The sequence below is a fragment of the Streptomyces sp. NBC_01463 genome (assembly GCA_036227345.1).
Classification (GTDB): Bacteria; Actinomycetota; Actinomycetes; order Streptomycetales; family Streptomycetaceae; genus Streptomyces.
The window spans coordinates 8,743,400-8,769,886 of the sequence record CP109468.1 but is presented as its reverse complement, the minus strand read 5'-3'; the positions used below and the strand labels follow the sequence as shown (position 1 = coordinate 8,769,886).

Below are 26,487 nucleotides of genomic sequence, written 5' to 3'. Positions count from 1 at the left end.
GGGTCAGCTGCTCAGGTCGGGACGCTGGGTGACACGGACGGCGTTGACGAGGGTCTTCTCGGCGCCGGTGGCGACCAGCCGGACGTTCAGCTGGCCGTCGGTGACGGTGACCGTGAAGGACTTGGCGAGCGCCCGGTAGCTGCCGCCGGTCTCGGCGACGATGTCCAGGTCGGGCAGGCGGACGGAGCCCTCGGCGAGGACGTCGGTGAGACGCTGTCCGGCCGTGACCTTGCCGAGCTCCGCGAAGTCCAGCTCGACCTGGTAGGTGCCGTTCGGCACCTGGTCGAAGCGGTACTCGAGAGCGCCCTCGCGGGCGGTGCGCAGCAGCTTGTCGTCGGTGGTGTCCTCGATGGCGTTGGTGGTGCTCGTCTTTGTGGACTGGCCGACGAAGCCGTACGAGCCGGCGGTGTACTTCCGGTCCGGGGTCCAGGCGTCGGACGCGGAGTCGGTGTACGCCTTGGCCCCGCCGGCGTCGATCGCCGTGCGGTAGGCGGGCACGGACACGGTGACCGGAATCTTGATCTCCGGGGCGCGGCCACTGTCGGAGGCGATGACGACGGTGCCCTTGAGAGCGGTACCCGGCGCCACGCCGTGCGTGTCGAAGGTCAGGACGACCTTCTGCTCGCCGCCCTTGGCCAACTGCCCCTGTGCGGGCGCGGCGCTGAACCAGGAGGCGCCAGTGGCCTCGGTGACCGTGTAGCCGGATTCGGAGGCGGAGTTGGCGAGGGTGAGGGTGCGCTGGCGGCTCTCCTCGGCGGGAACGACGACGGTCGTCGCGGCGGCCGGGGTGGCGGTGACCTTTCCGGTGGTCAGCGCGGTGGAGAACTGTTCCGTGGAGCCCGTGGCGAGGGCGACGGTACGAGTTCCCGCGCCGTAGTGAGCGGCGGTGACGGTGACGTCGTAGTCGGTCTTGTCGCCGGTCACCGGCGTCTGCACCAGGTACGTGCCGTCGGACCCCGTGGTGCCGGTGGCGACGGGCTCGCCGTCACGCGCGACGGTGACGGTGGCTCCGGCGAGCGCCTTGGAGTCGTTGGCGTCGATGACGGTGCCGGTCAGGGCCGCGCTGCGGGTGGGCCGGAACTCGACCGCCAGGCCGTCGCTCACGGACGCCTCGTTGTACGAGTACGCCAGTGCGTCGGTGCCGTCCGCGTTCTCGGCCCCGATGGTGGCGCCCAGGCCCTTCGCGTAGTCGCCGCCGGTGGGATTGCGGTAGTGGAAGGAGTACGTGCCGTCCTCGCCGATCACCACGGAGAAGTCGAGCCTCTGCGTGCGCGCGGCGGACGTCACCGCGTTCCGCCACTCCACGACGATCTCGCGGTGCGGGGCGGTGCCGCGGGCCGACCAGTAGATGTCGCCGCCGTCACTGGCCAGCTGGAGGTTGTCCCAGAACGGGTAGAGGGAGCCGTTGGGGAGCCCCGGGTAGGGGACGGTCCGGTTGGCGCTGAGGTTGTTGGACGTCTCGAAGCTGAGGTAGCCCTCAATGTTCGCGCCGGCCTGCCGGTACGTCTTGCCGTACAGCGCCACCGGGAAGGGGAACTTGACCGTGGCCGAGCCGTCGTAGTCGCTGCTGGTGCTGAGCTTGGTGGCGCCGGAGGGGAACGTGGTGTCGTGCGTGGTCCGGCACACGGTGCCGAACCGGTCGCCGCGGTTGGGCAGGGTGAGGTTCTTGGCACCGTCGCCCTCGACGACCTGGACGCCGAACGAACCGATCGTGGCGCACCGGGAGACCGGGGTGATCGTCAGCTGGTAGTCACCGGCCGGGAGCCGGAGCGCGTACGTACCGTCGGCCGCCGTCTTGGTGGCGGTGTCGGCGGGGGCACCCGCCACCACGATCTTCGCGCCGGCCTCGGGGCCGGACAGCGTGGTCACGGTGCCGGTGAGCGTGCCGATGGGCGCGAGGGCGAGGGCCAGGTCGCGGGTGGCGGTGCCGCCCTCCGTGACGGTGGCGGTCGATTCGGCGGTCGTGTAGCCGAACTTGGTGACCTTCACCTTGTAGTCGCCGACCATGAGCTTCGGCAGGCTGTACGTGCCGTCGGCGCGGGTGTCGGCCAGGGCGTTCATCGGCCCGTCGAGTTCCACGGTGGCGCCGGCCAGCGGTGCGCCGGCCGAGGTGACGGTGCCGGTGAGGCCGCCGAGCGGGCCGCGGGGAACGGATGCGACGGCCTCGTAGGCGTCGAGTCGGCCTTCGCCGAAGACGTTGTTGTTCTCGGCGCTGCCGCCGCAGGTGGTGTCATCCACGTCGTGGGCGGTGCGGTCGAGGAGACGTTCGGTGGCCGCGACGTCGCCGCGTATCGCCGGGGACGCCGCCCACATCAGGGCGACGGTGGCGGCGGTGTGCGGTGAGGCCATCGACGTACCGGACATGACGGCGAATCCGCCACCGGGGGCGGCCGAACGGACGTCGACGCCGGGGGCGGCGATGTCCGGCTTGACGGCACCGTCCTCGCCGGTGCCCCGGGACGAGAAGTACGCGATGTCGCCGGCGCTGTCGAAGGCACCGGTGGCGTAGCTGTTGGTGTAGGCGCCCGGGGAACCTGCGGTGGCGCAGTCGGGGCCGGCGTTGCCGTTGGAGAACGCGGAGAAGATGCCCGCGTCGGTCCACGCCTGGACCATGTCCGTGTACCAGGTGTCGATGACGTCGGCACCCCAGGAGTTGTTGACGACGTCGGGGGCCAGGTCCGGGCGCGGGTTCTCGCCGTTGCGGTCGGTGGGCGCGAGGATCCACTGGCCGGCCGCCATCAGCGCGTCCTGCTCGCAGCCGAGCGGGGTGCACGCCTTGGCGGCGATCCACTGGGCGCCCGGCGCGACACCGATCTTGTTGCCGTCACGGTCGTCCCCGACCATGGTGCCCATCGTGTGGGTGCCGTGTCCATGGTCGTCGCAAGGGGCGTCGCCCGGGCAACTCGCGGTGGCGTCGAACCAGTTGTACTCGTGCTGGTATGCGCCGTCGGCCTTCAGGCCGCGGTACTTGTTCATCAGTGTCGAGTGCTGGTAGTCGACGCCGGTGTCGATGTTGGCGACGACCGTGCCACTTCCATTGATGCCCAACTCGTCCCAGACCTTGGGCGCGTTGATGCTGTCGAGGTTCCACTCGACGCCGTCGACCGTCGGCTCCTGCTCGGCGGGCAGTTCGTCGGGCAGCTGGAGGAGCTTGTCGGCCGCGATGGAGGCGACCTCCGGGCGGGCGGCGATCTTCTGGGCGAGGGCCTTGTCGCCGGTGACCTTGAGGGTGTTGCTGATCCAGTACGAGGTGGAGTGCGCACCCGCCTTCTTCACCAGGGCCTCGATGCCGGCCTGGGTGGTGACGGCGTGCTGCTTCTTGGCCGCGATGACGGCCTTGTCCCGGCCCACCCGGGTCTTCGCCCGCTTCGCGCCCGTGGTGTCGGCCTTGGATCCGAGCTGCACCCAGAAGGTCGTGGTGTCTTTCTTGTCCAGTTGCTGGACCACCTCGGTGTCGGCCTTGGCCCGCAGGTCGGCCGCGGGTGACGGTGCGGGGTCGGCGGTGGCGGGGACCGCTGCGAGGAGCGGCACCCCCATGGCCACGGTGAGCGCGGCGGCCAGCAGGCCGTGCCGTCGCGCGAGTTGCTGTGTCACGTGCGAACTCTCTTTCCGGAGGATATGAGCAGGGGCGGGCCGGGGCGTGGGCCGGCCGGGGCCGTCACGCCGGCGAAGGGGCGGGGGTCAGCCCGGGGCCCGACTGCCTTGGCAGGCCCATGACACCCAGGGGCGAGGAGGCGACGATGACGCGTCGCCGTGAGGGAAGTTGCCGCAACACGCACGCTCCTTCACAGGAAGTCCACGCATGAGTCGTGGGACGTTCGCAAGGGGGTGACCACACAGCAGTATGGGTCGGACACAGCAGGTCACCGGGGGTGCGGGGCTGGCGAGTTGGCGACATGACGCGCTCTCGCCAACCGTTCGTCCGGACGGGCATGGGAATGCCGCCGGGACGCCGGGTGCCCCCGGACGCGATGGCGTCCGGGGGCACCCGGCGGGGCGGGCCGCTCCCGTCAATTCACGGCGTACGCCCGGGTGATGGTCTGCTGCACCGAGTTGCCGTCGGCGTCCTCGGCGCCGATGCGCAACGACACGAAGCCGGAGCCCTTGGGGTGGTGGGCGGAGACGGTGAACCGGCCGTCGGCGCCGCCGGTCACCCCCGCCCTGTGCCAGGTCGTTCCGTCGTCGTACGAGACGTCCGCCGTCAGCGTCCTGGCCCGCACGGGGCCTGTGGTGCCGGGCTCCTCGGTACGCACGGCGAAGCTGAACTTCTCGCCTGCGGGCGCCCGGTTGAGCAGGTCGAGCGGAAGATCGTAGTAAAGCTGGAGCAGCGGCAGCGGAGCGGTCCCCGACTCCGGGCGGGCCGAGGTGAAGCGCCATTCGGAGTGGGTGCGCGTGGACATCTTCCAGTAGTCGGCGGTTCGAGCACTGTCCATGGTCAGCGTGTACTCGGTCGGCTCGGCGTACGGAGCGGGGAACGAACCGACGGCCGTGATGTGCTTCGCCAGCACCTCGCCGTGTGCGGAGAGCTGGGTGGAGAACGTGTCGGTGGCGTACGAGTACACGCCGTCGTGACCGGCCTCCGAGTCGGTCCAGGGGGTGATCGCCGGATTCATCGTGGCGGGACCGCGCACCGGGATGTACTCCGGGTCGTTCTCGGGGACGGCGGGGCGGGCCACCTGCTTGAGCCAGTCCTCCTTGACGACCTGGCCAGGGCTGTAGTCGGTCATCGGGCCGCTGTAGTGGCTGCCCCATTCCTTGTCCAGATAGACGAGGTGACGCCACGTCACTCCGTTCGCCGACACCCATTCGGTGCGGTGGATCGGCGCGGGCAGGGGTCGCGGCGTGGTCCAGGAGGTGGCGATCACCTGGCCCGGCCGGTAGGCCCAGCGAAGGTCCTGGGCGGCGGGGTGCTCGGTCTGGGAGTGGTAGTCGGCCTCGACCCGGGCGGTGGTGGTCGTGTCGACCTTGAGCGTGGTGTCGTCGGGGATCTGCCCGTCCCACGGGAACATCAGGTCGTAGGCGTACCGGCTGTCGGCCTCCGCGGCGATCAGCAGGACCTGGTGTCCGGACGCGGCCTGCCGGGCCAGTGTCCGCCCAGGACCGGCGTCGAGCGTGAGAGCGGGCACCGGCAGGGTGGCCGTACCCGCCGAGGCGAGGTACCGGCCGGGCTCGGTGGTGTAGAGGATCACCGCCCTGGCTCCGGCCTTGGCCGCCGCCGTGACCTGGTCGGTGAGCGAGAGGTCCGCCGAGGCGCGGACCAGCGCGATCCTGCCGGACAGGTTCACGCCGGTGAGCTCGGCCGGCGAGGCGGTGCCGACCGGTACGACCCGGCGCAGCGAGACACCGTCCAGCTTCGGTGAGCCGACCACATACTCCGGGCTGCGCACGGCTCCGTGTCCGACCGCGTCGATGCGGATCTCGGGGGTGTACATCACCCACTGGGTGAACAGGGTGAAGCTCTCGCGGGTGGTCTTCTCGGTCGGCAGCGCGTACACGTGGTCCACGTACTGGTCGAGCTGCGCGATCTGCGTCGCCGAGCGCGATCCGCTGGAGCGTTCGTACCCCACCATCAGACCGCGGTGCTCGGCCGGGGTCGGTGTCCTGACCTTGATCTCCTTCGCGGCGGTGCCGTCGAGGGTGACCGTGCGGTCGCTGTCGACGACCATCTGCGGGTCACCGGCCAGCGTGAAGTCGATGACCTGCTTTCCCGCCTCGTCGAACCCTGCGAGGAAGCCCATCAGGCTGTACGTGCCCGGCTTCACGCGGAAGACCACGTCGCCCTTGGCATTGAGGGGAAGCGTGGAGAGGGCGCCGGTGTCCAGGTTGTAGAGGCTCACGTCGCTGTTGCGGTAGGCGAGCTGCCCTGTGTGGTTGACGGCGTGCACGGTGAGGGCGACCGCCCGGTCCTCCTTCACCAGACCGAACTCGGTGTGCACGGTGGCCGATCCGTCTCGCGCCTCGGCGGCCAGCGTCCCGCTGATCCGGCCGCTCGGTCCGGCCGCGGGATCTGCGGTGAGGCCGACCTCGGCCGTGCCGTGCGCCGGCACGGTGACGGTGTCGGCGGAAGGGGTCACCATGCCGGCGGGCAGCGGGGTGCCGAGGCCGTTGTCACCGCGTACGGACAGGTCGAGGATCTGCGCCATGTCACCGTCGTTGCGGTAGGTCACGGTGCGGGCGACCGGCTCGTTCGCCGCGCCGTACTTGAAGAAGCCGAAACCGACGGAACCGGTCGCGAAGAGCGTCCGGGCCGTTGTCCGGCCGATGTCCACCCGACCCGCGCCCTGCTCGTATCCCGTGGCCCCCGCCACGGACTCGGAGGTCGACATCAGGGCGTCCTTCAGCCGCTGCGGCGACCAGTCGGGGTGCTCCTGGGCGAGGATCGCCGCCGCGCCCGACACGTGCGGGGTGGCCATGGAGGTGCCGCTGAGCGCCGTGTAGTGATCGTCGACGATCTGGCCCTTGGAGGTACCGGCGGCGCGGGCCGCGACGATACCGACGCCGGGCGCGGCGATGTCGGGCTTGAGCGAGCCGTTGGTGAGCGGGCCCCGGCTGGAGAACGACGCGGTGGCGTCGTTGTGGTCGACGGCCGCGACGGCCAGGGCGGAGGGGGCGGCGGCGGGGTTGGAGACGGTGTTCGGCGCGGGCCCGTCGTTGCCGGCCGCGATGACGAACAGCGCGCCGGTCTCCGCGGTGAGGCGTTCGACGGCCAGACTGGACGGATCGTCCCCGTTGCCGGGGCCGCTGCCCAGGCTCATGCTGATCACCTTGGCACCGGTGTGCGCGGCCCACTCCATGGCGCCGATGACGGCGGACGTGCTCCCCTGGCCGTTCTTGTCGAGCACCTTGCCGATGACGAGCTGCGCGCCGGGGGCGACGCCCTTGTACTTCCCGCCGGAGGCTGCGCCGCTGCCGACGACGGTGTCGGCGACATGGGTGCCGTGGCCGTTGTTGTCGACCACCGACGCGGTGTCGCCCTCGGTGGTGAAGTTGCGGGACTCGACGACCTTGCCGCTCAGGTCTGGGTGGGTCGCGTCGATGCCACTGTCGAGCACGGCGACCTTCACGCCCTTGCCGTCGTAGCCGGCCTGCCAGGCGGCCGGGGCACCGATCTGCGGGACGCTCCGGTCGAGGGAGGCCGTGACCTTGGCATCGAGCCAGATCCGGGTCATCCCCCCGTCGAGCGCGGTCCTCGCGTCCTTGCTTCCGGGGCGCACCGCCTCGTCCCAGAACGTCCGGGCCCGCTTCTTGCGCGCACGGAGCGCGGCGGCGCCGAGGCTTGTCAGCGTGCGGGTGCGCGCGGCGCCGTCGGGCACGGCGGCACGGGCCGCGCGGGCGCCGGAGCCGTAGGAAACGATCAGTGGCAGGTCGGCGGAGCGCGCGTCGTCGTACCCCTGCTCGACCAGGGCGCTGACGTTGAACAGCCGCGCGTCGACCTTGCCGGCGTCGACCAGTTCCTGCGCCTGTTCGGGGATGACGAACAGGCCGTCGGACGATTCGCTGATGAACGCGTTGTGGCGGACGGTGCCGCCCTCCGCGGGGACGAGCATCGCCGAGCGGCGGCCGTCCGGCCACTGGGTCAGACGCACCACGTCGCCGGTGACGAGCGTGACCTGATGCTCCGTGGGCTGCGCTGCCGGGCCGGGGCTTTCGGGGACGGACGGGGCGGCCACGCCTGGCGTCTGGCCGAGGCCGCTCACGCTCAGGGCGAGGGCGGCGGCCGCCGCCAGTAGAGGGAACCGTCTGGATCCGGGCACGCGGGGCTCCTTGTCGACACGGGGGAAGTGCAGGGAGATCCCCGGAGCCTCGCGGATGCCCGCGCGCCACGACAAGGTGTACCGGTGGCGAGTGTGCGACAGCGTGCGCGCTGTCGCCGCTTCGCCACCCGGTGGTGCGGCCGGCCGTCACATCCAGTTGTTGCGCATGGCGTACCAGCCGAGCTGGAGCCGGGACGTCACCGACGCCAGGTCCATCAGCGCCCGCAGTCTTCGCTGGACGGTGCGCGGCGAGGTGCCCAGTTGCTTGGCGGTGGCCGCGTCCGTGAGGCCGGAAAGCATCAGCTGGAGGATCTGCCGGTCGACCGGGGCGAGTTCGGCGACCTCGCGCAGATAGGGACGGGAGTGCCGCCACGCGGTCGCGAACAGCTCGGTGACCAGCATGGTGAGCGGCTGCCGCAGCAGCACCGCGCGCTCCGGGCCGAGCTGGACCATGCCGACCTCACCGTCGGCGATGGCCAGTTTCAGCAGAGGGCTGTCGATCACCCGGACCTGCTCACCTCGGCGCACCCGCTCCTCCAGGGCGGCCACCGCCGCCGGTTCGGCGAGGAAGTCGCGGTCGACCAGGAGCTGGTAGGTGACCCCGGGGACCGAGTCGAACCCGGGCGGCGCAGCGTCCGCAGGCGACGTCAAGGTCCTCGGGACCGGTGTGACGGTGTTCAGTCCGGTCAGGAACGCCTGGAACGTGTGCCGGGCGCCGGTCTCCAGCTCCAGGACCCTGCGCCCTTGGTCCACCGGGCCGTCGACGGTCTCCACGTACACCAGACCGTCGTCCGCGGGCCGGGCGCGTACGAGGCCGGCCACGGCCGACTCGGCGCGCCGCAGGTCCTCCCCCAACTGCCGGAAGACGGCCCGCAGTCTCTCCTCCGTCTCCTCCGGCGCCTCGTCGTGCGCGGGGTAGCGGGCGAGCGGACGAGACGCACGCTCCGGCACCTCGGTGGGCCTCGCGGGATTTCCGGGATCGGGCGGGGGCTTGGACGTGGACATGGGCCTCAGTCTCGCCGACGGCCACAAGCACCTCCCCGGGTCCGGAGCCGCCCGGCGGAAGCACGGAAGGGCCCGTTCACCTTGGGATTACCGGCCGTTGAGCGGCGCGCCACTGTCCGGGAGGCGACGATGGCGAAAGTACGTCATGTCGTATCCTCGCCACCCCCGCGCACGTGAAAGCGGGCCGGCTCCCCAGCAGGAGCCGGCCCGCTCGGGTCCCGTCTAGCCGAGGGACTTGTTGACCCGGAAGGCCCGGGTGACGGTCTGCTTCACCGAGCTGCCGTCACTCGCCGCGACCGTGGCGCGCAGGGTCGCGTACGAGGCACGGAGGGGGGCGATCAGATAGGCGTGCTCCGGCGAACCATGCTTTCCAGCAGTCACCTTGACGGTGTGCCAGGTGACCCCGTCGTCCCAGCTGACTTCCAGCCGGGTGGGACCGACGGCGGCTTCGGCGGCGCCCGGGGCACGCTGGACGGCCAGGTCGACTCGCGTCACGGCGAGGAACCGTGCTCCGCCGGACTCGTCGAGACCGTGCGGGGTGAAGCGGACGGCCATCAGCGGCAGGACGGTGCCGGCCCCTGCGTCGGTGTCCGAGTCGAAGGCCCACTGCGCCTGCACCCGGGTGGACAGGGCGGCATAGGCCTGGTCACGGGTGAGGTCCGCGTCCAGGGTGTACCGGCCCGGACCGGCCGGGGCCGCGACGGACTTGGCGCTGCCGATGGCACTCCACTGGCTCACCTGCTGCCCGTCCTTGGCGAGCTTGAGCGTTCCCGTGGCGCCCCAGTCGGAGCCGCCGCGGGTGCCGTCGCCGTCGACGAACCACGGCGTTCCGGCCCAGACCACGGTGTCGTCGACCCGGTAGGCGGCCACGGCGGGCAGCGCCGGTCCGACCACCGCGGCCGCGAAGTCCAGTCGGCGCAGGGCGTGCGGGCCGAAGGTCTGTGCCGAGGTCGCGATCGACTGACGGCCGGCGATCGTGGCCCGGTCGAGCCACTCACCGGCTGTGCGGTAGTCACGCACGATCGAGGGGAAACGGACCTGCTGGTCGATGAAGAGCGGCAGCAGGGCGTCGTCGTCCGGCGTAGCCCCGGTGGTACCGGCGGCAGGAGCGCCCTGGGCGTTGAGGTGGACGCGTACGTCGGTCAGGTCACGGCGGTGGACCGAGAAGGCGGGGCCGGCCGGCACACCGTCGTTCCAGGTCCGTGCCACATGGTAGAAGAACGGGCTGGGTGCCTGCGTGGAGGCGTCCTTGGACGCGAACACGGCGAACGTACGGTACTTGGCGTCCCCCTCTGCGAACGGCGTCGCGTACAGGGTGTGTCCGGCACGCTCGCCGGTGGTGACCACGCTCAGCGTGTACGTGCCGGTGCCGGCGGGCAGCGCGAGCGCGGCCTGTACGGCAGTGGCACGGGCGGCCGGGTCGTGGACGTCGACGGCGACCGGGACGGCGGTGCGGGCGTCGAGGTCGACCGTGGTGTCCTCGATCGGGGTGACGGAGGTGGCGGCCATGGTGGTGGTGCGCTCCGTGCCGGTGCCGCTGGTGATCGTCATGCCGATCCAGTACTGGGCCTCGGGCACGGTCAGCGCTCCGGTGCCCGCGGTGAGGCGGACCGGGTAGCGGTCGCCGGTCCAGCGGTTGACCAGCAGGGCCGTGCCGGTGGCCGGCGTGCCGTCGCGCTGCTCGGCGTGGACCGTCACCTGGTGGCTGGGCACGGGGCTGTTCACGGCGAGGATCGTACGGGTGACGGGCGTGCCGTCCTGCGAGGCGGTAAGGACCGCGGACCACGGGCCGTGCGGCAGCAGGGTGGCGCGGGTGGTGACGGTCGCGGTCGCGGTGCCGTGCGCGGGGACGGTGACCTGGTCGCGGTCGACCGAGAACTGCCCGGCGTTGCCCGGCTGGGCGGTGGGCGAGAGCGGCTTCTCGATGGCCAGGTCGAGCGTCGTGGCGCTGTCACCGTTGTTGGTGAAGGTGATGGTGTGCTCGGTGTCCTTGCCGGCGCCGTCGGACCAGCCGGCCGTCGTCGTCAGGTTCGCCGGGGAGGCGAGGACCGTCTGCCGCACGGCGGTGCCCACGTCGACGCGGCCGGTGCCCTGCTGGTACGGCGCGCGCTTGGTGTTCGGCTCGGCGCTGTTCATGAGCGCCGTCTTGATCTGTTCGCCGTTCCAGTCGGGGTGCGCCTGGGCGACGAGCGCGGCGGAGCCCGCCACGTGCGGCGTCGCCATCGACGTACCGCTCTTGGAGGTGTGGCCGCCGCCCATCTTCGCGGCGACGATGCTGACGCCGGGTGCCGTGATGTCGGGCTTGACCGCGTTGTCACCGGTGCGCGGGCCTCGGCTGGAGAACGCTGCGAGTTCGTCGTCGGCGTCGACCGCGCCGACGGCGAGGGTGGCGTTGGCGATGGCGGGCGCCCCGACCGTGCCGGTGCCGTACTCGCCGTCATTGCCGGCGGCGACGACGAAGAGCGTGCCGCTGCTCGCCGACAGGTCGTTGATGGCCGCGATGGCGGGGTCCGTCTCGTCGGCCGGCCCGCCCAGGCTCATGTTGACGACCTTGGCGTGGACGGTGTTGACCGCCCAGTCGATGCCGGCCAGAACCGCCGAGGTCGGGCAGGAGCCGGTGTTGTCGCAGACCTTGCCCACGGCCAGCGACGCGTCTGGGGCCACGCCGCGGTAGGTGCTGTCGACGCCGGCGATGGTGGAGGCCACGTGGGTGCCGTGGCCGTTGTCGTCCTCGGCGGTGTCGCCGCCGAGGAAGTTGGACGAGACGCTCACCCGGCCCGCCAGGTCCGGGTGGTCGGAGTCGTAGCCGCTGTCGAGGACGGCGACGGTGACGCCCTTGCCGGTGTACCCGTCGGACCATGCCTGCGGAGCGTTGATCTGCGGGACGCTCTTGTCCAGGGCAACGTGCATCCGGCCGTCCAGCCAGAGCTTGTTCGCACCGCCGGCCAGCGAGCGGCCGGTGCCGGTGAGGCGCTTCCAGGTGGCGGCGGCGTCCGTGCGGCCGCGCGGGTCGAGCGAGGTCAGCCCCAGGCGGGGGATCGCGTGGCCGGGGCGGGCCGAGACGCCGGCCGCCGTACGGGCCTTCCGCGCGGCGCCGGCGCCCTTGGCGTGCTGGACGATCATGCCCACGCCGCCGTCGGCGGTGGTGCCCTTCGTGCCGTAACCGGCCTCCAGCAGCGCCTTGACGTCGAAGAGGCGGGGGTCGAGCCGGCCGGCGGCGAGCAGCGGATCGGCGTCCGAGGGGATGACGCTGACGTCGTCCGATCCCACGGAACTGGTGGTGAAGGAGACGTCCTCGCGGCCGGGTGCCGGGCTGACGGTGGCCGAGCGGATGGCGGCGCCGGAGCGTTCGACCGTGACGGTGTCGCCGGTGGGCAGCGGCACCGTGAAGGTGGCGGGCACCTCGGGCCGGGCGGTGGTGCCGGCCGGGCCAGGCGGGCCGGCTGCGTGCGCGACGGTGACGGGTATGAGCGTCGCTGCCACCAGACCGGCGGCGGCGACGATGGATCTGACCTGCATGAAGGGAACCCCCAAGGTTCATGGAGCATGGATTCGTCGCATCCTCGCAGCGCAGGGACCTTCAACAACGCTTGAGTGGTGGCGACTTGACGACGCGTCGTAGACCCGCCACCGCGCCGGGGCACACGAAAGGGCCGGGCCGTCGTGTGACGGCCCCGGCTCGGTGGCGTACATGTCGTGATCCTCGAATTCCGAGGACGTCCTGCCGTCCTTGGCCGATGTCCGTGCGCCGCGGGGCCGTCCCGGAAGGGGTGGCCCCGCGGCGTGTCTCAGCGGACCTCGTACGCGCGGATCATCGTCTGGCCGACCCGCGCCCCGTGTCCGTCGGCGAGCGTGACGCGCAGATGGACGAAGGTGCCGGCGGGGACGCCACCGGGCACGACCGCCTGCCAGGTCCCGTGCGACCGCTTCATCCGTGCCGGGTGCCAGTCGGTGACCGCGGCCGTGGTGGCCTGCTCACCGTAGCCGTACTCGACGCGGGCGTCCTGCAGGGCGACCGGTCCGTCCGCACCGTCCACGACCGCGCCGACACCGATCGTCGTCGCCTCGCCCGCCGGGCGGGAGTTGCGCAGATCGGACGGCAGGTCGAGCACCGGGACGAGGAGGCGCTGGGCACCCTGGTCGGCGGCGCCGGAGCGGAAGTTCCACTCCGTGCTGTAGGCCAGCCCGGTGCGGTCGATGCCGGTGGCGGGCCGCTGCCACGACTGGCGGAACGTCACGTCGGCCTGCTCCCGGGGCATCTCGTAGATGCCCGAGACCTGGGCCTGCGGCTCGCCGTTCACGAGCAGTTGACGGGTGCCGGAGTCGAGCCGGGCGATGGTGGAGTCGTGACCCCCGGCGTCGCCGAACGGGGCGATGGTGAAGGTGAGCCGGTTGCTGTTACGGGTCATCAGCGCGGGGCTGTAGGTGTTGCGCACGGGGCCGTACGGCGACTTGTACCAGTTCGCCGTGGACGCACCCTGCCGCACCGCGCGCGGTCCGTCGTACGCGGTGCCGCTGGTCGTGCCGAGGTCCCGGCGCATCAGCGTGGTCCAGGTCAGCCCCTCACTGCCGGACGGCGTGAAGTACTCGGTGCGCTGCTGCGGGGCGTGCAGCGGCAGCGTCGTGCCACCGGCCCACACGGCGGCCAAGCCGGGCAGGCCCACCTTCACATCGGACCAGTACGTCGTGTCGCCCGTGGCCTGCTGCACGTGGTAACGGGCGTCGGTGACGGCGAGCTTGCTGTCACGGACCCGCTGGATGCCGGGGCGGATCGCGTCCTTCGAGGTGTACGCCAGGTTGTAGACGTACGGACTGTTCGCGGTCGCCGTGCCGGACCAGCTCAGCTTCGCCGAACCCGTCTGCCCGGCCTCCGCCTTCAGCGTGAGGGCGTCGTCCCAGGTGATGGTGGCCTGCGGAAGACCCCCCTCGGGGCCGGTGATCTGGAAGCGGCCCTTGCTGTCGGGGACCGCGGCCAGCACACCGGCGGCTCCGGCCTTCCTGGCAGCGGTGTCCCACAGGTAGGCGTTGCCGCCGCCCGTCCCGGCGTCCACCAGGGCGACCTTGCCCTTCAGGTCCTGGGCCGCGAAGTTGGCGTCCGTTCCCTTGCCGATCGCGACGACCTCGGCGGATCCCCGGCCGTCGAACTCGGTGGCCTTCTGCACCGGCAGCGAGTCCAGGACCCGTCCGCCGCCCGTGGTGAACCGGGCCTGCGGCGCGGTCTGCCGTACGGAGGCGAGGAAGGTGACCTTGTCGGCGTGCCGGACCGGCTGGGCGTAGATCTCCTTGACGTACGACGGAACCGAGGTCGCGTAACCGGCGAGCATCCGGCCGGTGTCGTCCAGTCCGTAGGTCAGGCCGATCGCGAAGCCGTTGGGCCGGCTCGCCCGGTCGGTGTCCCACGCGACCCGCTCGGCGTCGCGGGCGTCCAGGGTGACGGTGGTGTCTCCGGAGACGGTGAGCTCCGGCCGGTAGAGCTGGGACACCGAGGCCACGCTGCCGATGTCGCCCGGCTCGTCCCTGGTCATGATCATCCCGCTGAGGGAGTAGCTGCCGAGCGGCACCCGGATCGTGGTGCTGCCGGCCTCGGGGTAGCCGATGACGTACCTGCCGGCGGTGTCGCGGTGGTCGTCGAACAGCTGGAATGACGAGAGCGACGACGCCGGGTCGCCGTGCCGGTCGAAGCCCTTGACCGTCAGGTCGGCCGACGGCACCTCCAGGTGCACGCCGAACGGAACGGTGACGCGCACGCCGTGCGCGCCCGTGCCGACGAGGCGGCCGGTGAGGGTGCCGTAGTCGCCGGCGTCGAGCTTCGCCGCGGGGTCGATGCGCACCGGAACGTCGGCGGTGCCGTTCGCGGGGACGGTGACCCGGGTGCGGGCGGCCGAGGCGAAGCCGCGGACGCGGGAGCCGTCGTCGCCGCGGACGTCGCCGACGGCGACGGTGAGCGTGACGTCCTTGTCCGTGACGTTGGTCAGCGTGACCGCACGGTCGACCGCGTCGAGTCCCGCCTGCGGGTACGCGAAGTCGCCCAGCAGCGGATTGGGGTCGCCGACAACCGGCTGGGTGGTCGCCCGGGCCACGTCCATCGGCCCGGCGCCCTGGTCGAGGACGGGGGCGTCGGTGCCCTTCGCCGACGAGGTGAGCAGCGCCTTGAGGCGGGCGGGGGCCAGGCCCGGGTGCTGCTGGAGCAGGAGCGCGGCGCCGCCGGCGACGTGCGGGGTTGCCATGGAGGTGCCGGACATCGACTGGTACGCCTGCGCGTCACGGCCGCCCGCGCGGGCCGCGACGACGTCGACGCCCTGGGAGGCGATGTCGGGCTTGGCGTTGATCCCGTCGGCGGAGGGTCCGCGGCTGGAGAAGGACGCCGTCTCGTTCTTGCGGTCGACGGCGCCGACGGTGAGGGCTCCGGGTGCGCAGCCCGGCGTGGAGACGGTGCCGCGCAGCGAGGCGTTGCCCGCCGCGATGACGAACAGGGCCTTGCCGCTGAGCCGCTGGACGGCTTCGACATCCGGCCCGGTGCAGCTGGTGGAGCCGTCAGCACCGAGGGACATGGAGACGATCTGGGCACCTTCGGCGACGGCCCACTCCATGCCGTCGACGATGCCGCTGAGGGCGCCGGAGCCGTCGTCGCCGAGCACCTTGCCGACGAGGAGGTCTGCGCCCGGGGCCATGCCCGCGTACCGGCCGGCGGAGGCGGCGCCCGTTCCGGCGATCGTGGACGCGGTGTGGGTGCCGTGGCCGGTGCGGTCCTGGGCGTCCTGGTTGAGGACGAACACCTTGGTCTGCTTGATCCGGCCCGCGAGGTCGGGGTGGCCGGCGTCCACACCGGTGTCCAGGACGGCAACCTTGACGCCGGACCCGTCGAGCCCCGCCTTGTGCGCGGTGGCGGCTCCGGTGAGGGGGACGGTCGGGGTACCGAGTGCGTCGACGGCGTTCCCCCGGACCTTGGCGTCGAGCCAGATCCTGGTGACGCCGCCGGCCGCACGGGCCGAGTCCTTCGCCGGGGCCAGGTCCTTCCAGGCGTCGGCGGCGGACGTCTTGGTGACGGCCAGTCCGGCGCCGCCGATGGAGTCGAGCGCGGCGGTCGTCCTGACGCCGGGGCGGGCGGTGCGCGGCATGCGGCCCCCGGCGTATTCCACGATCACCGGCATGGTGGCGGAGTGGACGTCGTCGTAGCCGTCGGCGACGAGCCGGCCGATGTCGAAGAGGCGCACGTCGACGAGTCCGGCGTCGACGAGCTTCTCGACGCCCTGCGGGAACACGTAGGTGCGCTCGCCGTCCTGCCATACGGCGGCGGGGTGGTCGGTGCCGTCCACGGGGCGGGGCGATGCCGAGAGGACCCGGCCGTCGTGGTCGACCCGGGCGTCGACGACGTCACCGGTGACGAGGGTGACGGTCACGGTGCGGGCGGTGTCGGTCCCGCTGCCCGTGACAGGTGTGGTGGTGGCGGGTCCGGCCTGAGCCGCGGGTATGCCGACGCCCAGCAGGGCAACGGCCGCGAGCCCGGCGGCGGTGGTCCGCCATGGTCTGATGCGTCTCACAGGGAACAACTCCTGGTCGAAAGGGTGCTGAACCAGAAGCGTCACCAATTCCGGTGCCTCATAGGGGCGTTCGGGCTGGCGAGAGGCCGCCATGGCGTAATCACGACAGGGCGGGCACCGCGGACCCGCACGCCGCTGACGTGCCGCGACAGGGGTCCCTGGCCGGGTGTGTACGGGAGCGGCGAGAATGGGCGCATGTCGCCCGTCCCAGGAACACCCTCCCAGCGGCCCGCCGGCTCCGCGCCGTCCGGTCCTGCCCTGCGCGCGTCGCTCACCGAGTTGCAGGACCATCTGCGGGGCGCGGACGCCGCGCTGGCCCGGTTGCTCGGGCAGTGGGGATCCGGCGCCGGCGGGAGCGACGACCATATCGTCCGGGTCCTGGAGAGCCGGGAGGAACAGGCACGGCGCATCTACGACATCGAGTACGCCGCCCGCACCACGTTGTGGGGCTTCCAGTCGGGGGCGAACACGGTGGCGCCCGTACCGACGACCCTGCCGGACGGGCCGGACGGACCGGACGATCAGCGGCCGGACGGAAATGGACCGCCGATGCGCAAGGACGGCAATCCGGACGCTTCCTACCGCATCGTCGTGGACCGCGACTTCCTCTCCGAGCCGGCCGCGCTGCGCGCGCTGGACCTGCGGGTGGAACGGGGCCACCTGGTCCGGGTCGTCGACCAGCCGTTGATCAAGCTGCTCATCGCGGACGGTGAGACGGCCATGGTCCAGGTGGAGCCGGGACGGTCGCTGGAACTGCGGCCGCCACTCGTGGTTCTGGCGATCGAGCTGTTCGAGTCGGTGTGGCGCCGCTCGCGCCCGTATCTGCGCGAGGACGGCGACCTGAGTCCCACCGACCGCCGCATTCTGCAGCTGATGCTGTCCGGACTCACGGACGCGGCGACGGCCCATCAGCTGGGCACGTCGCCGCGTACGGTGCAGCGCCGGGTCCGGGCGCTGATGGATCTGGCCGCCGTGGCGTCACGCGTCCAGCTGGGCTGGTACGCGATGCGCAACAACTGGGTCTGAGAACCCCGTCACGACGGCCGCCCGGCTACATCAGGTCCAGGTAGTCCTCCAGCGACTTGCCGCGCAGGCGCTTGACCGGGTCGGTGTACCGGTCGGCCCTGCTGTTCTGCGCCAGGTAGTTGTCCTTCACCCAGGCGAGGTCCTTCGCGCCGACGGTGCCGTCGTGGTCGATGTCGGCGGCGCGCTCGGCCGTCCCCCGCGCCGCGTACACGGCTGCCGCGTCCCGGACGTCGACGACGTCGTCGCCGTTGACGTCACCGGCGACGAGGGCGGCCGCCGAACTGGCGGTGTTGCCCGCGACGCCCCAGGTTCCGTCCAGGCCGAGGTCGATGTCCTCGGTCCAGGTGAAGTGACCTGGCGCCGTGACCCGGAACCGGTACGGCTTGTCGGACGGGGTCAGCCCGCTGACGGAGATCCGGCCCGCCTTGTCCACGGCGGCCTCGCGGCTGGTGCCGTCGGGTGCGGTGAGGGTCGCCTCGATGCCGTCGGCGGTGTGGTCGCGGACATTGTCGTAGGCGCCTTCCCGGGTCAGCAGGGCCTGGACGGCCGGGCGGGCGACGAAGGTAGAGGTCGGGTTGAGCATCCGCACCGCACCGTAGAACAGGATGTTCAGGTTCGTCTTGGTGCCCGCCGTGTCGACGGCCGAGGTGCTGCCCGTGCTCAGGCCGGCGTTCGCCGTCACCGTCCCACCGGTCACCTCGTACGTCACCTTCGCCAACGGCATCGCATCGCCGCTGAGGCCCGCGCTGTCGGCGACATCGAAGGAGAGCGTGCTGTACGAGGACGATCCGGCCGATACGTCGGTGCGGCGGATCGTGGAGGGGCCGTGGGCCTTCAGTTCCGCGGTCGGTTCGATGGAGACGAGCTTGACGTTCCGGTCGTCGTAGCGGATCTGCGAGGTGAACGTCTTCCAGTTCTTCAGCTCGTGTGCGGTCAGCGTGTACGTGACACGGTCCCCGGCCCGCGCCGAGGACGCGCTCGCGTCGCCGACCACGTAGGGCGTGCCCTTCCTCATGATGTTGATCTGGCGGATGCCGCTGATGTTGCCCGCCGCGTCCGTGGGCCACAGCTTGAGATGCGTGACGGGCGGGCCGACGGGGGTCTTGACCTGCCCGTCCACGGCCCCGTCGGACGCCACCGGCAAGCTGCCCTCGGGTGCGTTCGGGCTGTAGAGCGAGTAGTACAGGCGGTTGTCGCTCTGGCCGATGTCGAGGCCCGCATCGCGGATGTCGTCGGCCTGGGCGTCCAGCAGAGTGCCGGTCACGGGGAACGTCGTGGCGTCGGCGGGCTGTTCGACGACGGTGGGGTGGGCCGGGTCCCAGGCTCCGTAGGCGTCCTGGTACGAGGGAAGTTCCGAGTCCACGTACACGTCACGCAGTTCGCTGTCGGTGCCACCGGCGGCGTCCGTGCCGACGATGCGCAGCTTGTAGTGGCCGTCGTCGATGAAGCGGCCGCGCGGGTCGAACGGGGTGGCCTTGTCACCGGTCGACGGGAAGTACCAGGGACCGACCGTCGCGGGGCCGTAGAGGACACCCTCGGTGAGACCGACGGTGTTGATGCCGCCGACGTAGCCGAGGTCCTTGCCGTCGGCGTCGGTGAGGAAGATGTCGATGCTGCGCAGCTGTCCGGCCATCCGCAGGTTGAAGGTGGCCGCGCCGGACCCTACGGCTCCCTCATCGGAACCCCGTCCCGTCGACATGACGGACTTGGTCATGTCGACCTCCGCGAACCCGGAGGCGGCGACACGCATGCCGAACGGGACGTGGAGGGCGGGCAGCCCGTTGCCGCTCCGCGGTGTCAGCGTGACCGTGCCCTCGTAGTAGCCGGCCGGGGCTCCGGCGGGCACGCGCAGGGCGGCGGCGACGGACTTCTTGCCGTGGGCTCCGACCTTGATCCGGTCACTGGTGGTCAGGGTGATGTGCGCGGCGTCTGCGTCCGCGGAAGCGCCGGAGCCTCGGCTGAAGGCCGTGCGCACGTCGTACGTGACGGGCCTGCCGCTGTCGTTGACCACGCGCAGGGTGCGCTTGAGGCTCGTGGCACGCCCCACCGGCAGCACACCGAGGTCCAACGCGCCGGTGACGGCGTCGACTTCGGTCTGCGTGCCGTCGACCGTGACGTGCGGGGTGGTCTCCGGGACCTGTACGGCGGTGGTGGCGTGCACGGCCGCGTACGGGTCGACCGCTCCGGCACCGGCCTCGAACACGCTGACGTCGCCGGGCAGCGGCGTCGCCGTGTTCATCAGTGCCGTCTTGATGTCGTCGGGGCTCAGTCGGTGGTCGTGCTGGAGCATCAGTGCGGCGGTGCCGGCGACGTACGGCGCGGCCATCGAGGTTCCGCTGAGGCGGGCGTACGCGTAGGTGTAGTCGCCGCCGGCCGGGTCGACGATGTCGGCCGGGACGGACGACAGGACGCTGACGCCCGGCGCGGTGACCTCGGGCTTGATGGCGGCGCTGCCGTAGACCGGGCCGCGCGAACTGAAGTCGGCCAGCGACCCGTCGCCGAGGCGGAAGGTTCCGGCCGACGTGAACGAGACGTCGGCACCGGCCGCCATCAGCGCGGCGCCGTCCGCTGCGGTCAGTGAGAACGCCGGGACGTAGTTCGGGTTCTCACCGATGTAGAACGGGATGTGCCCTTCGGCGGCGTTGTCGTTGACGAGGAGAACGGCCGCGGCGCCCTTGTCCTGTGCGCGCCGCACCTTCTCGTCCAGCGGAATGCCGCCGCGCCGGACGAGGGCGGCCTTGCCCGTGACGTCCTTGCCGGTGTAGCCGGCGGCCGTGCCGGTGCCGACGTCGACGACGTCGAGGGAGCCGTCCGTCAGCTTGTCCAGGGCGTCGCCGTAGGGCTGGGCGAGCAGCCGACCCTCCGCCGTCACCGATCCGGCGCTCAGCTTGTACGAGGGCAGGGTCAGCGGTTCGGAGTGGGCGCCGACCGTCAGCGGGAGGGCGGCGGCGGCCGGCGTGGCGACGGTGCCCGCATTGGGGCCGCTGTTGCCGGCTGCGATGACTGTGGTGACGCCCGCGAGGACCAGGTTGTCGGCGGCTATGGACTGCGGGCTGAGCGGGTCGTTGATGGCGGCGCCCAGCGACATGTTGACGACGTCCATGCCGTCGTCGGCCGCCTTGTCCATGGCGGCGAGGATGTTGCTGGTACTGCCGCTGCCGTAGGGACCGAGAACGCGGTAGGCGTGCACGGAGGCGTCGGGGGCGACGCCGTGCGCGGCGCGCGCCTTCGCGTCGGCGCCCTGCCCGGCGATGATGCCGGCGACGTGGGTGCCGTGCTCGGTGTAGTACGTGGAACCGGCGTTGGTCTCGGCCTGGCCGGAGGCCTTCCAGTCCTCGTACGTGGTCTCCATCGGGTCGGCGTCGTCGTCGACGAAGTCGTAGCCGCCCTTGTACACGCCCTTGAGGTCGGGGTGCCGGTAGTCGATGCCGGTGTCGATGATGCCGACCTTGACGCCCTTGCCGGTGATGCCCTCGGCGTGCAGGCGGGCCACGCCGTCCTCGGCGCTGCCGGTCTCCTGGCTGCCCGCCGAGGTGGTCTCCGGGTCGGAGAGCGCCTTCACGGCTGTGTCGGGCCACACCGAGGCGACCTCCGCGTGGTCGAGGAGCTCGGCGACCCGGTCACCCGGCAGCCTGAGGCTGACCCCGTCGAAGCTGTGGGTGTAGCTGCGGTGCAGCCGGGGCGCCTGGGACTGCCGGCCGGACTTCCCCGCGGTCGCCTGCTTCGCGGGGAACATGTCCTTCAGCACGTCACGGAACGCACTCTGGGCCTCGGTGACCGCGGCGCTCGCGTCCGTCTCGCTGAGGCTGCGCCCCTCGGCGGCGGCGAGCAGACGGGCGGTCCTGGCGGGCGGCGTCCGCAGTTGCACGATGACGTCGACGGGGTCGGCGGACTTCAGCGCCTTGTCCGTGACGTGGAGTCCGCCCAGGTCCAGGGTGGCCATCCGGTGCAGTGCCTCTCGCTCCTGGCCGTCCAGGGAGGCGAGCACGCTGCCGGCGCTCTGCGTGGAGCTCGGGTTCGGTGCGGCGACGGCCGCGGGTGCCGCGCCCGCCACGGCGGCAAGGACGGCGGCCGCCATCACCAGGGACAGGCCTCTTCGTTCCGGGACGTGCGTCATCTCTGCCTTGCTCCGCTCTGGGCTGCGCCGGGGACGTTCGCACGATCATCGGCGCGTGGCGGAGCAAGACGGAAGGGCCGCCGCTGGCGGCTTCACGACGTGTCGTCAAACCGCCATCACCGGCGAGGCGGTCCTGATCCGGCCGACGGGCGTGCGGGACGAGGGGGCTGGGGGGGCGGTTGCGTCCCGGAAGGTCCATGGGACGAAGCCGGACCGCGGGCAGGGGCCCGGGGTGGCGGGTTGCCGGCATGCCTTAAGGACGCCGGCGGGAAAGGGCCTCGGCGGCCTCGCCCCGTCCACCGGTTCGGCGGCGGACGGGGCAACGGTGTGCCGGTGCGCGGTCAGGGGCGGGTGGCCGCAACCTCACGCTTGAGGATCTTGCCGGTGGCGCCCTTGGGCAGGTCGGCGACCACCCAGACGACGCGGGGGTACTTGTACGCCGCGACCTGGCCCTTGACGAACTCCAGGATCTCCTCGGGAGTCGCCGCCTCGGCACCGGGGCGGAGGGCGACGGCCGCACCGATCTCCTCGCCGAGCGTCTCATGCGGAAGGCCCACCACCGCGGCCTCGGCGACGGCGGGGTGCTCGTACAGGACCTCCTCGATCTCCCGGGGGTAGACGTTGAACCCGCCCCGGATGACGAGGTCCTTCTTCCGGTCGACGATGTAGTAGAAACCGTCCTCGTCGACCCGGGCGAGGTCACCCGTGTACAGCCAGCCGTCCCTGAGGGCCTCAGCGGTGGCGTCGGGCCGGTCCCAGTAGCCCTTCATCACGTTGTGGCCGCGGACGCAGAGTTCGCCGACGCCGCCGACGGCGTCGTCGAGGCGCATCTCGACGCCCTCGATGGGGGTTCCGACGGAGCCGGGCCTACGGGGCCGGTCGAGGTGGTTGAAGGAGGCGATGGGCGAGGTCTCCGACATGCCGTATCCCTCCAGCACGGGGCAGCCGAAGATCTCGCCGAAGTCGTGCAACACCTCGACGGGCAGGGACGCGCCGCCGGACAGACAGAGCCGCAGGGACGAGGTGTCATGAGCACCGGGCTGGCGGCGGCCGGCGGTGAGCATGGCGGCGTACATGGTCGGCACACCGGCGAAGACGGTGACGCCCCGCTCCGCGATGACCCGCAGCGCCGCGACGGGTTCGAAACGGTGCAGCAGGACCAGACGGGCGCCGACGGCGACCGCGGTGTTCATCGCGACGACCTGGCCGAACGCGTGGAAGAGGGGCAGGCCGCCCAGCAGTACGTCATCGGGCGTGAGGTGGAACAACGTGCGGGCGGCCGTCCCGGAGTTGCGGCCGATGTTGTCGTGCGTCAGTTCCGCACCCTTGGGAAGGCCCGTCGTTCCCGAGGTGTAGAGGATCACGGCCGTGTCCCCGTCCGCACCCCTGGACGTGGTGAGGGGTTCGGTGTGGCCGGCGAGCAGCTCGGGGAGGGAGCCCTCGGCGACAGGTACGACCACCGCGTCCGATCCGGCGGCCTCCGCGCCCGCGGCCACCGTGGCGGAGAGCGACGCGTGGGCGAAGACCAGCGAAGCGCCGGAGTCCCGCAGATGGTGCGCGATCTCCCGGGGCTTGAGCAGCGGGTTCATGGGGACGACGACTGCTCCGGCCCGCAGCGTCGCGTAGTAGAGCACAGGAAATTCGAGCAGGTTCGGCAGCATGACCGCCACCCGGTCGCCGGCTGCGATGCCGTGGTCGCCGAGCAGTGCGGCAGCCCGGCCGGCCAGGGTGTCGAGCTCGGTGTAGGTGAGTGAGGCGTCGCCGAGTTCCACCGCGGTGCGGGGGCCGTGTTCCGCGGCGGTCCGGGCGAGAGCGTCGGCAAGGTTCACTGAGGGGTCCTGTTCTGGTGGGTGCGTAGGGCGAGAGGTTCCGATGCGCCGGTCGTACGGCGTGGGCGGGTGGGGACAAGGCGGTCCGGGGTGCCGCCGAGGGAACCATGGGCAGGCTCAGCCGCGCAGCGCGGAGAGGAGGATGCCGGGCAGCTTCGACAGTTTCGGCTCGGCGGTGAAACCGGTGAGCCGCCGCATGGTCGTGCGGCCGGTGCGGTTGGTGACGAAGTAGGGCGGGCGCGGAGAGAGCGAGGGCGACCCGGCGAAGAGGCCGCGCGGCGACGGCGCGAACGGGGCCCGGAGCACCGTCTTCTCCACGTCCTCCAGCATGAAGGCGTTGTGCACGAAGCCGATGCCGCTGCCGATGTCCCGCCGCGTGTGCCCCGGGAACGCGCCCCACGGGGTGTAGCCGAGGAGGAAACCGAAGGCCGACCAGCAGTTCACCCCGAGGGTTCCGTACCGCAGTTCGGCGATGGCGGCGTTCACGGCGCCGCGGTGCGCGCGCTCGGTCCGGGGGTGGACCAGCAGGGTGGCGCCGAGTGTGCCCGGCAGGGTCTCGTTCGCGAAGTCCGTCGCCCTGCGCAGGAACTCGGCCGGGTCCTTCCCCTCCATCCGTACGACTCCGAGGGCACTGGCGAACACCTCGTCGGTGAGCATCGGGTCGTCGGCCCCGGTGATGTCCGCCACGAGCACCCCGTTCGCCTTGCCGGCGAGGACCTCGGCCCCGGGGTGGGCGTCGACGACCGCCCTCAGTCGGCCGGCCGCTCCCGGGTAGTAGTCGGGGCGGGACGGGAGCCGGCGCAGTACACCGCGGATCTCGTCGAGGAGTCGCTCGGTGCCGTCCCAGTCCCTGGGCACGACGAGGATCTGACTGGCGACGCAGTTGTGACCGGAGTTGTTCATCTTGCTGGTGACGATGTGCTCCGCCTGGAAGCGCAGGTCCGCGTCGCTCCACGGCCCAGGGGTGACGATGCACGGGCTGACTCCCCCGAGTTCGCTGGTGAACGGCTTGCCGTTCAGGGGTGTGTCGTCGCGCCGGCGCCGCGCGGCCTGCTCGTCCGTGCCCCAGACGATGGCGTCGTGCGTGCGCTCGCTCCCCGTGACGTGGATGGTGTCGACACCGTCGTGCGAGGTCAGGTACGCACCCTCGGCGGCCCCACCGTCCACGAACCGGACCCAGCCACGGTCCACGAACTCCGCGAACACCGCCTCGAAGTGCGGCCGGAGGTAGGAGTTGACCGGGTTCATCTTCGCGATGACGACCTGGTTGTCCAGGTAGAGCTTGTGCAGGATGTCGAGCGGGGTGATGGCCGCTACGTTCCCGGCCCCCAGCACCAGGGCGACGCCGGGAGTTCCGGGGCGGCCCCGGTACGCGCCCGCCGCCTTGGCGAGCACCTCCTCGCGGGTGGTGCCCGGCAGTGTCCACACCTGTGCGGTGAAGCCGCTGAGCAGCAGTCGGTCCGCCCCGGTGGCGGGGAAGACGTCGACCACGGTACGGCCGTCCCGCTCCCGGACGGCCCGGGCGGGTACGGGGTCCAGCCCGTCGGACAGCCTGCGCAGCACGTGGAGGTAGGCGCTCACCGTCTGGGCCAGGGCCCAGGGCGCGGCCACCCAGTCCTCGGCGGCCGAGGCCGAGGTCGCTTCGTATCCCTTGGCCCGTGCCGCGTCGGCGACCATGGCCGGGGCACCGTCGGCGATGCGGGGCAGCAGCCGTTCCAGCAGAGCGATGCGCTCGGCGGTCCCGGTTCCGGCCCAGGCGTCCATGCCGTCGCGCAGCGAGGTCACGGCCAGGTCCAGCGGTGCGGTGTCGGGTACCGGTATGACGCTCACAGAACTACTCCTCGACGGGGGGTGGTTGGCCGGGCCGGCACGTCGCCGGCCCGGGTGCGGCAGAGGCGGGTCAACGGCTCAGCCGGACGATGTCGCGGGCCGGGTCGATCAGGAGGAAGGAGGCCGCGGCACCGATCACGAGCAGCACTCCCGAGAACGTGACGGCGAGGTGGTAGCCGTTGTTGCCCTGGGCGTCGACCAGCGCACCGACGACGGCGGGTGCGGCGAGACCGGCGGCCGTGACGACCGCGTTCATGGCACCGAGCGACCCGCCGCTCCGGCCGGCGGGGGCGATCTCGGCCACCGTGGTCGCGGCGACCGTCGCGTAGGACCCTCCGAGGCCGAAGCCCAGGGCCACGAGCACGGTCTTCCCGTCGGAGCCGTCCACCAGCGTCTGGGCCAGCAGGCAGGCGGCGCCCACAGCGAGGAGCCAACCGCCGACCCAGCCGCGCGCCCGGCGGCTGCTGACACCACGTCGCATGAGCCGACCGGTGATGCCGGCCTGCGCGAGCAGGGCCACGGCACCGATCGCCCAGGGGGCGACGACGAGGAGGGCCGCCGTGTGTGCCGGGTGCCCGAGAGCGTTGCGCAGGTAGGACGGCAGCCAGACCAGCATCAGCGCCACCGACCAGTAGCTGGTGAAGTAGGCGAGCGTGGCTCCGATCCAGGTACGTGTGGCAAAGATCCGCCTGTACGGAACAGCCGACGGAACGGCGGTCGGAGCCCCGTCCCCCGGAATCGCCCGCGTCTGCCCGGCGCCCGCTCCATGACGGCCGTCCGCTCCGAAGGCCTTCCAGGCCAGGGCCCATACGAGACCGGCCCCCGCGAGAACCCACAAGGCCGCTCGCCAGCCGTGGTGCTGGATGACCCAGGACAGGCCGGGGGCGGAGACGATGACGCCGAGCGTCACACCGAGGGTGATCAGGGCGCCGGGCAGATTGCGCCGGTGGTTGGGAAACCAGGCCAGCGTCGCCTGCTGGGCCACGGGAAAGGCCGGCCCCTCCGCGGCCCCGAGGACCACCCGTGAGGTGATCAGTACGGCGAGGCCGCCGCCGAACGCCGCGGGCGCCTGGGCCACCGACCACAGAACGGCCATCACCAGGAGCAGCAGTCTGGGCGACACCCGGTCGGCGACGAGGCCGACGACGACGGCCGAGAGCGAGAAGAGCAGGAAGAACGCACTGTTGGCGAGGCCGAACTGAGTGGCGCTCAGATGGAGGTCAGCCCGGATCTCGTCCGCCGCGAGACCGAGTACGGACTTGTCGGCGAAGTTGACCATCATGAAGACCACCAGCAGCGCGGTCACGGTCCACGCTCTGCCGCCCCCGCCGTGGGGGCGGTCCGGGGCCCCGGAGGAGGACTTCTGGGACATAGTCGGTGCCGTG

Annotated in this window: 10 protein-coding genes; 1 reads left to right on the top strand and 9 read right to left on the bottom strand. The window is 71.9% G+C overall.

Going from position 1 to position 26,487, the window contains the following annotated elements; all coding sequences use genetic code 11:
• Window positions 1-3: 3 nt before the first annotated feature.
• The 5 genes from OG521_38490 to OG521_38470 form a co-directional block, all read right to left on the bottom strand.
• The gene (locus OG521_38490) at window positions 4-3,594 is read right to left on the bottom strand and encodes a S8 family serine peptidase (protein WUW26345.1); all 3,591 of its coding nucleotides are present in this window, start codon (window positions 3,592-3,594) and stop codon (window positions 4-6) included.
• Between the two features lie 416 nt (window positions 3,595-4,010).
• Entirely contained in the window at window positions 4,011-7,754 is a 3,744-nt protein-coding gene (locus tag OG521_38485; protein ID WUW26344.1) for a S8 family serine peptidase, read from the bottom strand.
• 147 nt (window positions 7,755-7,901) lie between these two features.
• Entirely contained in the window at window positions 7,902-8,759 is an 858-nt protein-coding gene (locus tag OG521_38480) for a helix-turn-helix transcriptional regulator (GenBank protein ID WUW26343.1), read from the bottom strand.
• Between the two features lie 222 nt (window positions 8,760-8,981).
• Window positions 8,982-12,278, bottom strand: a complete 3,297-nt coding sequence (locus tag OG521_38475) for a S8 family serine peptidase (protein WUW26342.1) — start codon at window positions 12,276-12,278, stop codon at window positions 8,982-8,984.
• A gap of 269 nt (window positions 12,279-12,547) precedes the next feature.
• Window positions 12,548-16,300 (bottom strand): S8 family serine peptidase, encoded by a 3,753-nt coding sequence (locus tag OG521_38470; GenBank protein WUW26341.1) that lies wholly within the window; start codon window positions 16,298-16,300, stop codon window positions 12,548-12,550.
• A 195-nt stretch (window positions 16,301-16,495) separates the two neighbouring features.
• Between OG521_38470 and OG521_38465 the strand changes: the two genes are divergently transcribed.
• Window positions 16,496-17,326, top strand: coding sequence for a helix-turn-helix transcriptional regulator (locus OG521_38465; protein WUW26340.1), 831 nt, complete (start codon window positions 16,496-16,498; stop codon window positions 17,324-17,326).
• 25 nt (window positions 17,327-17,351) lie between these two features.
• Here OG521_38465 and OG521_38460 read toward each other — a convergent pair whose 3' ends face one another.
• The 4 genes from OG521_38460 to OG521_38445 form a co-directional block, all read right to left on the bottom strand.
• A complete protein-coding gene (locus OG521_38460) occupies window positions 17,352-21,443 on the bottom strand; it encodes a S8 family serine peptidase (GenBank protein ID WUW26339.1) in 4,092 nt (1,363 codons plus the stop codon).
• Between the two features lie 341 nt (window positions 21,444-21,784).
• Entirely contained in the window at window positions 21,785-23,272 is a 1,488-nt protein-coding gene (locus tag OG521_38455) for a long-chain fatty acid--CoA ligase (GenBank protein WUW26338.1), read from the bottom strand.
• Window positions 23,273-23,389: 117 nt separating this feature from the next.
• On the bottom strand, window positions 23,390-25,102 hold the full coding sequence (locus OG521_38450; protein ID WUW26337.1) for an aldehyde dehydrogenase family protein: 1,713 nt from the start codon (window positions 25,100-25,102) through the stop codon (window positions 23,390-23,392).
• 70 nt (window positions 25,103-25,172) lie between these two features.
• On the bottom strand, window positions 25,173-26,474 hold the full coding sequence (locus OG521_38445) for an MFS transporter (protein ID WUW26336.1): 1,302 nt from the start codon (window positions 26,472-26,474) through the stop codon (window positions 25,173-25,175).
• Window positions 26,475-26,487: the final 13 nt, after the last annotated feature.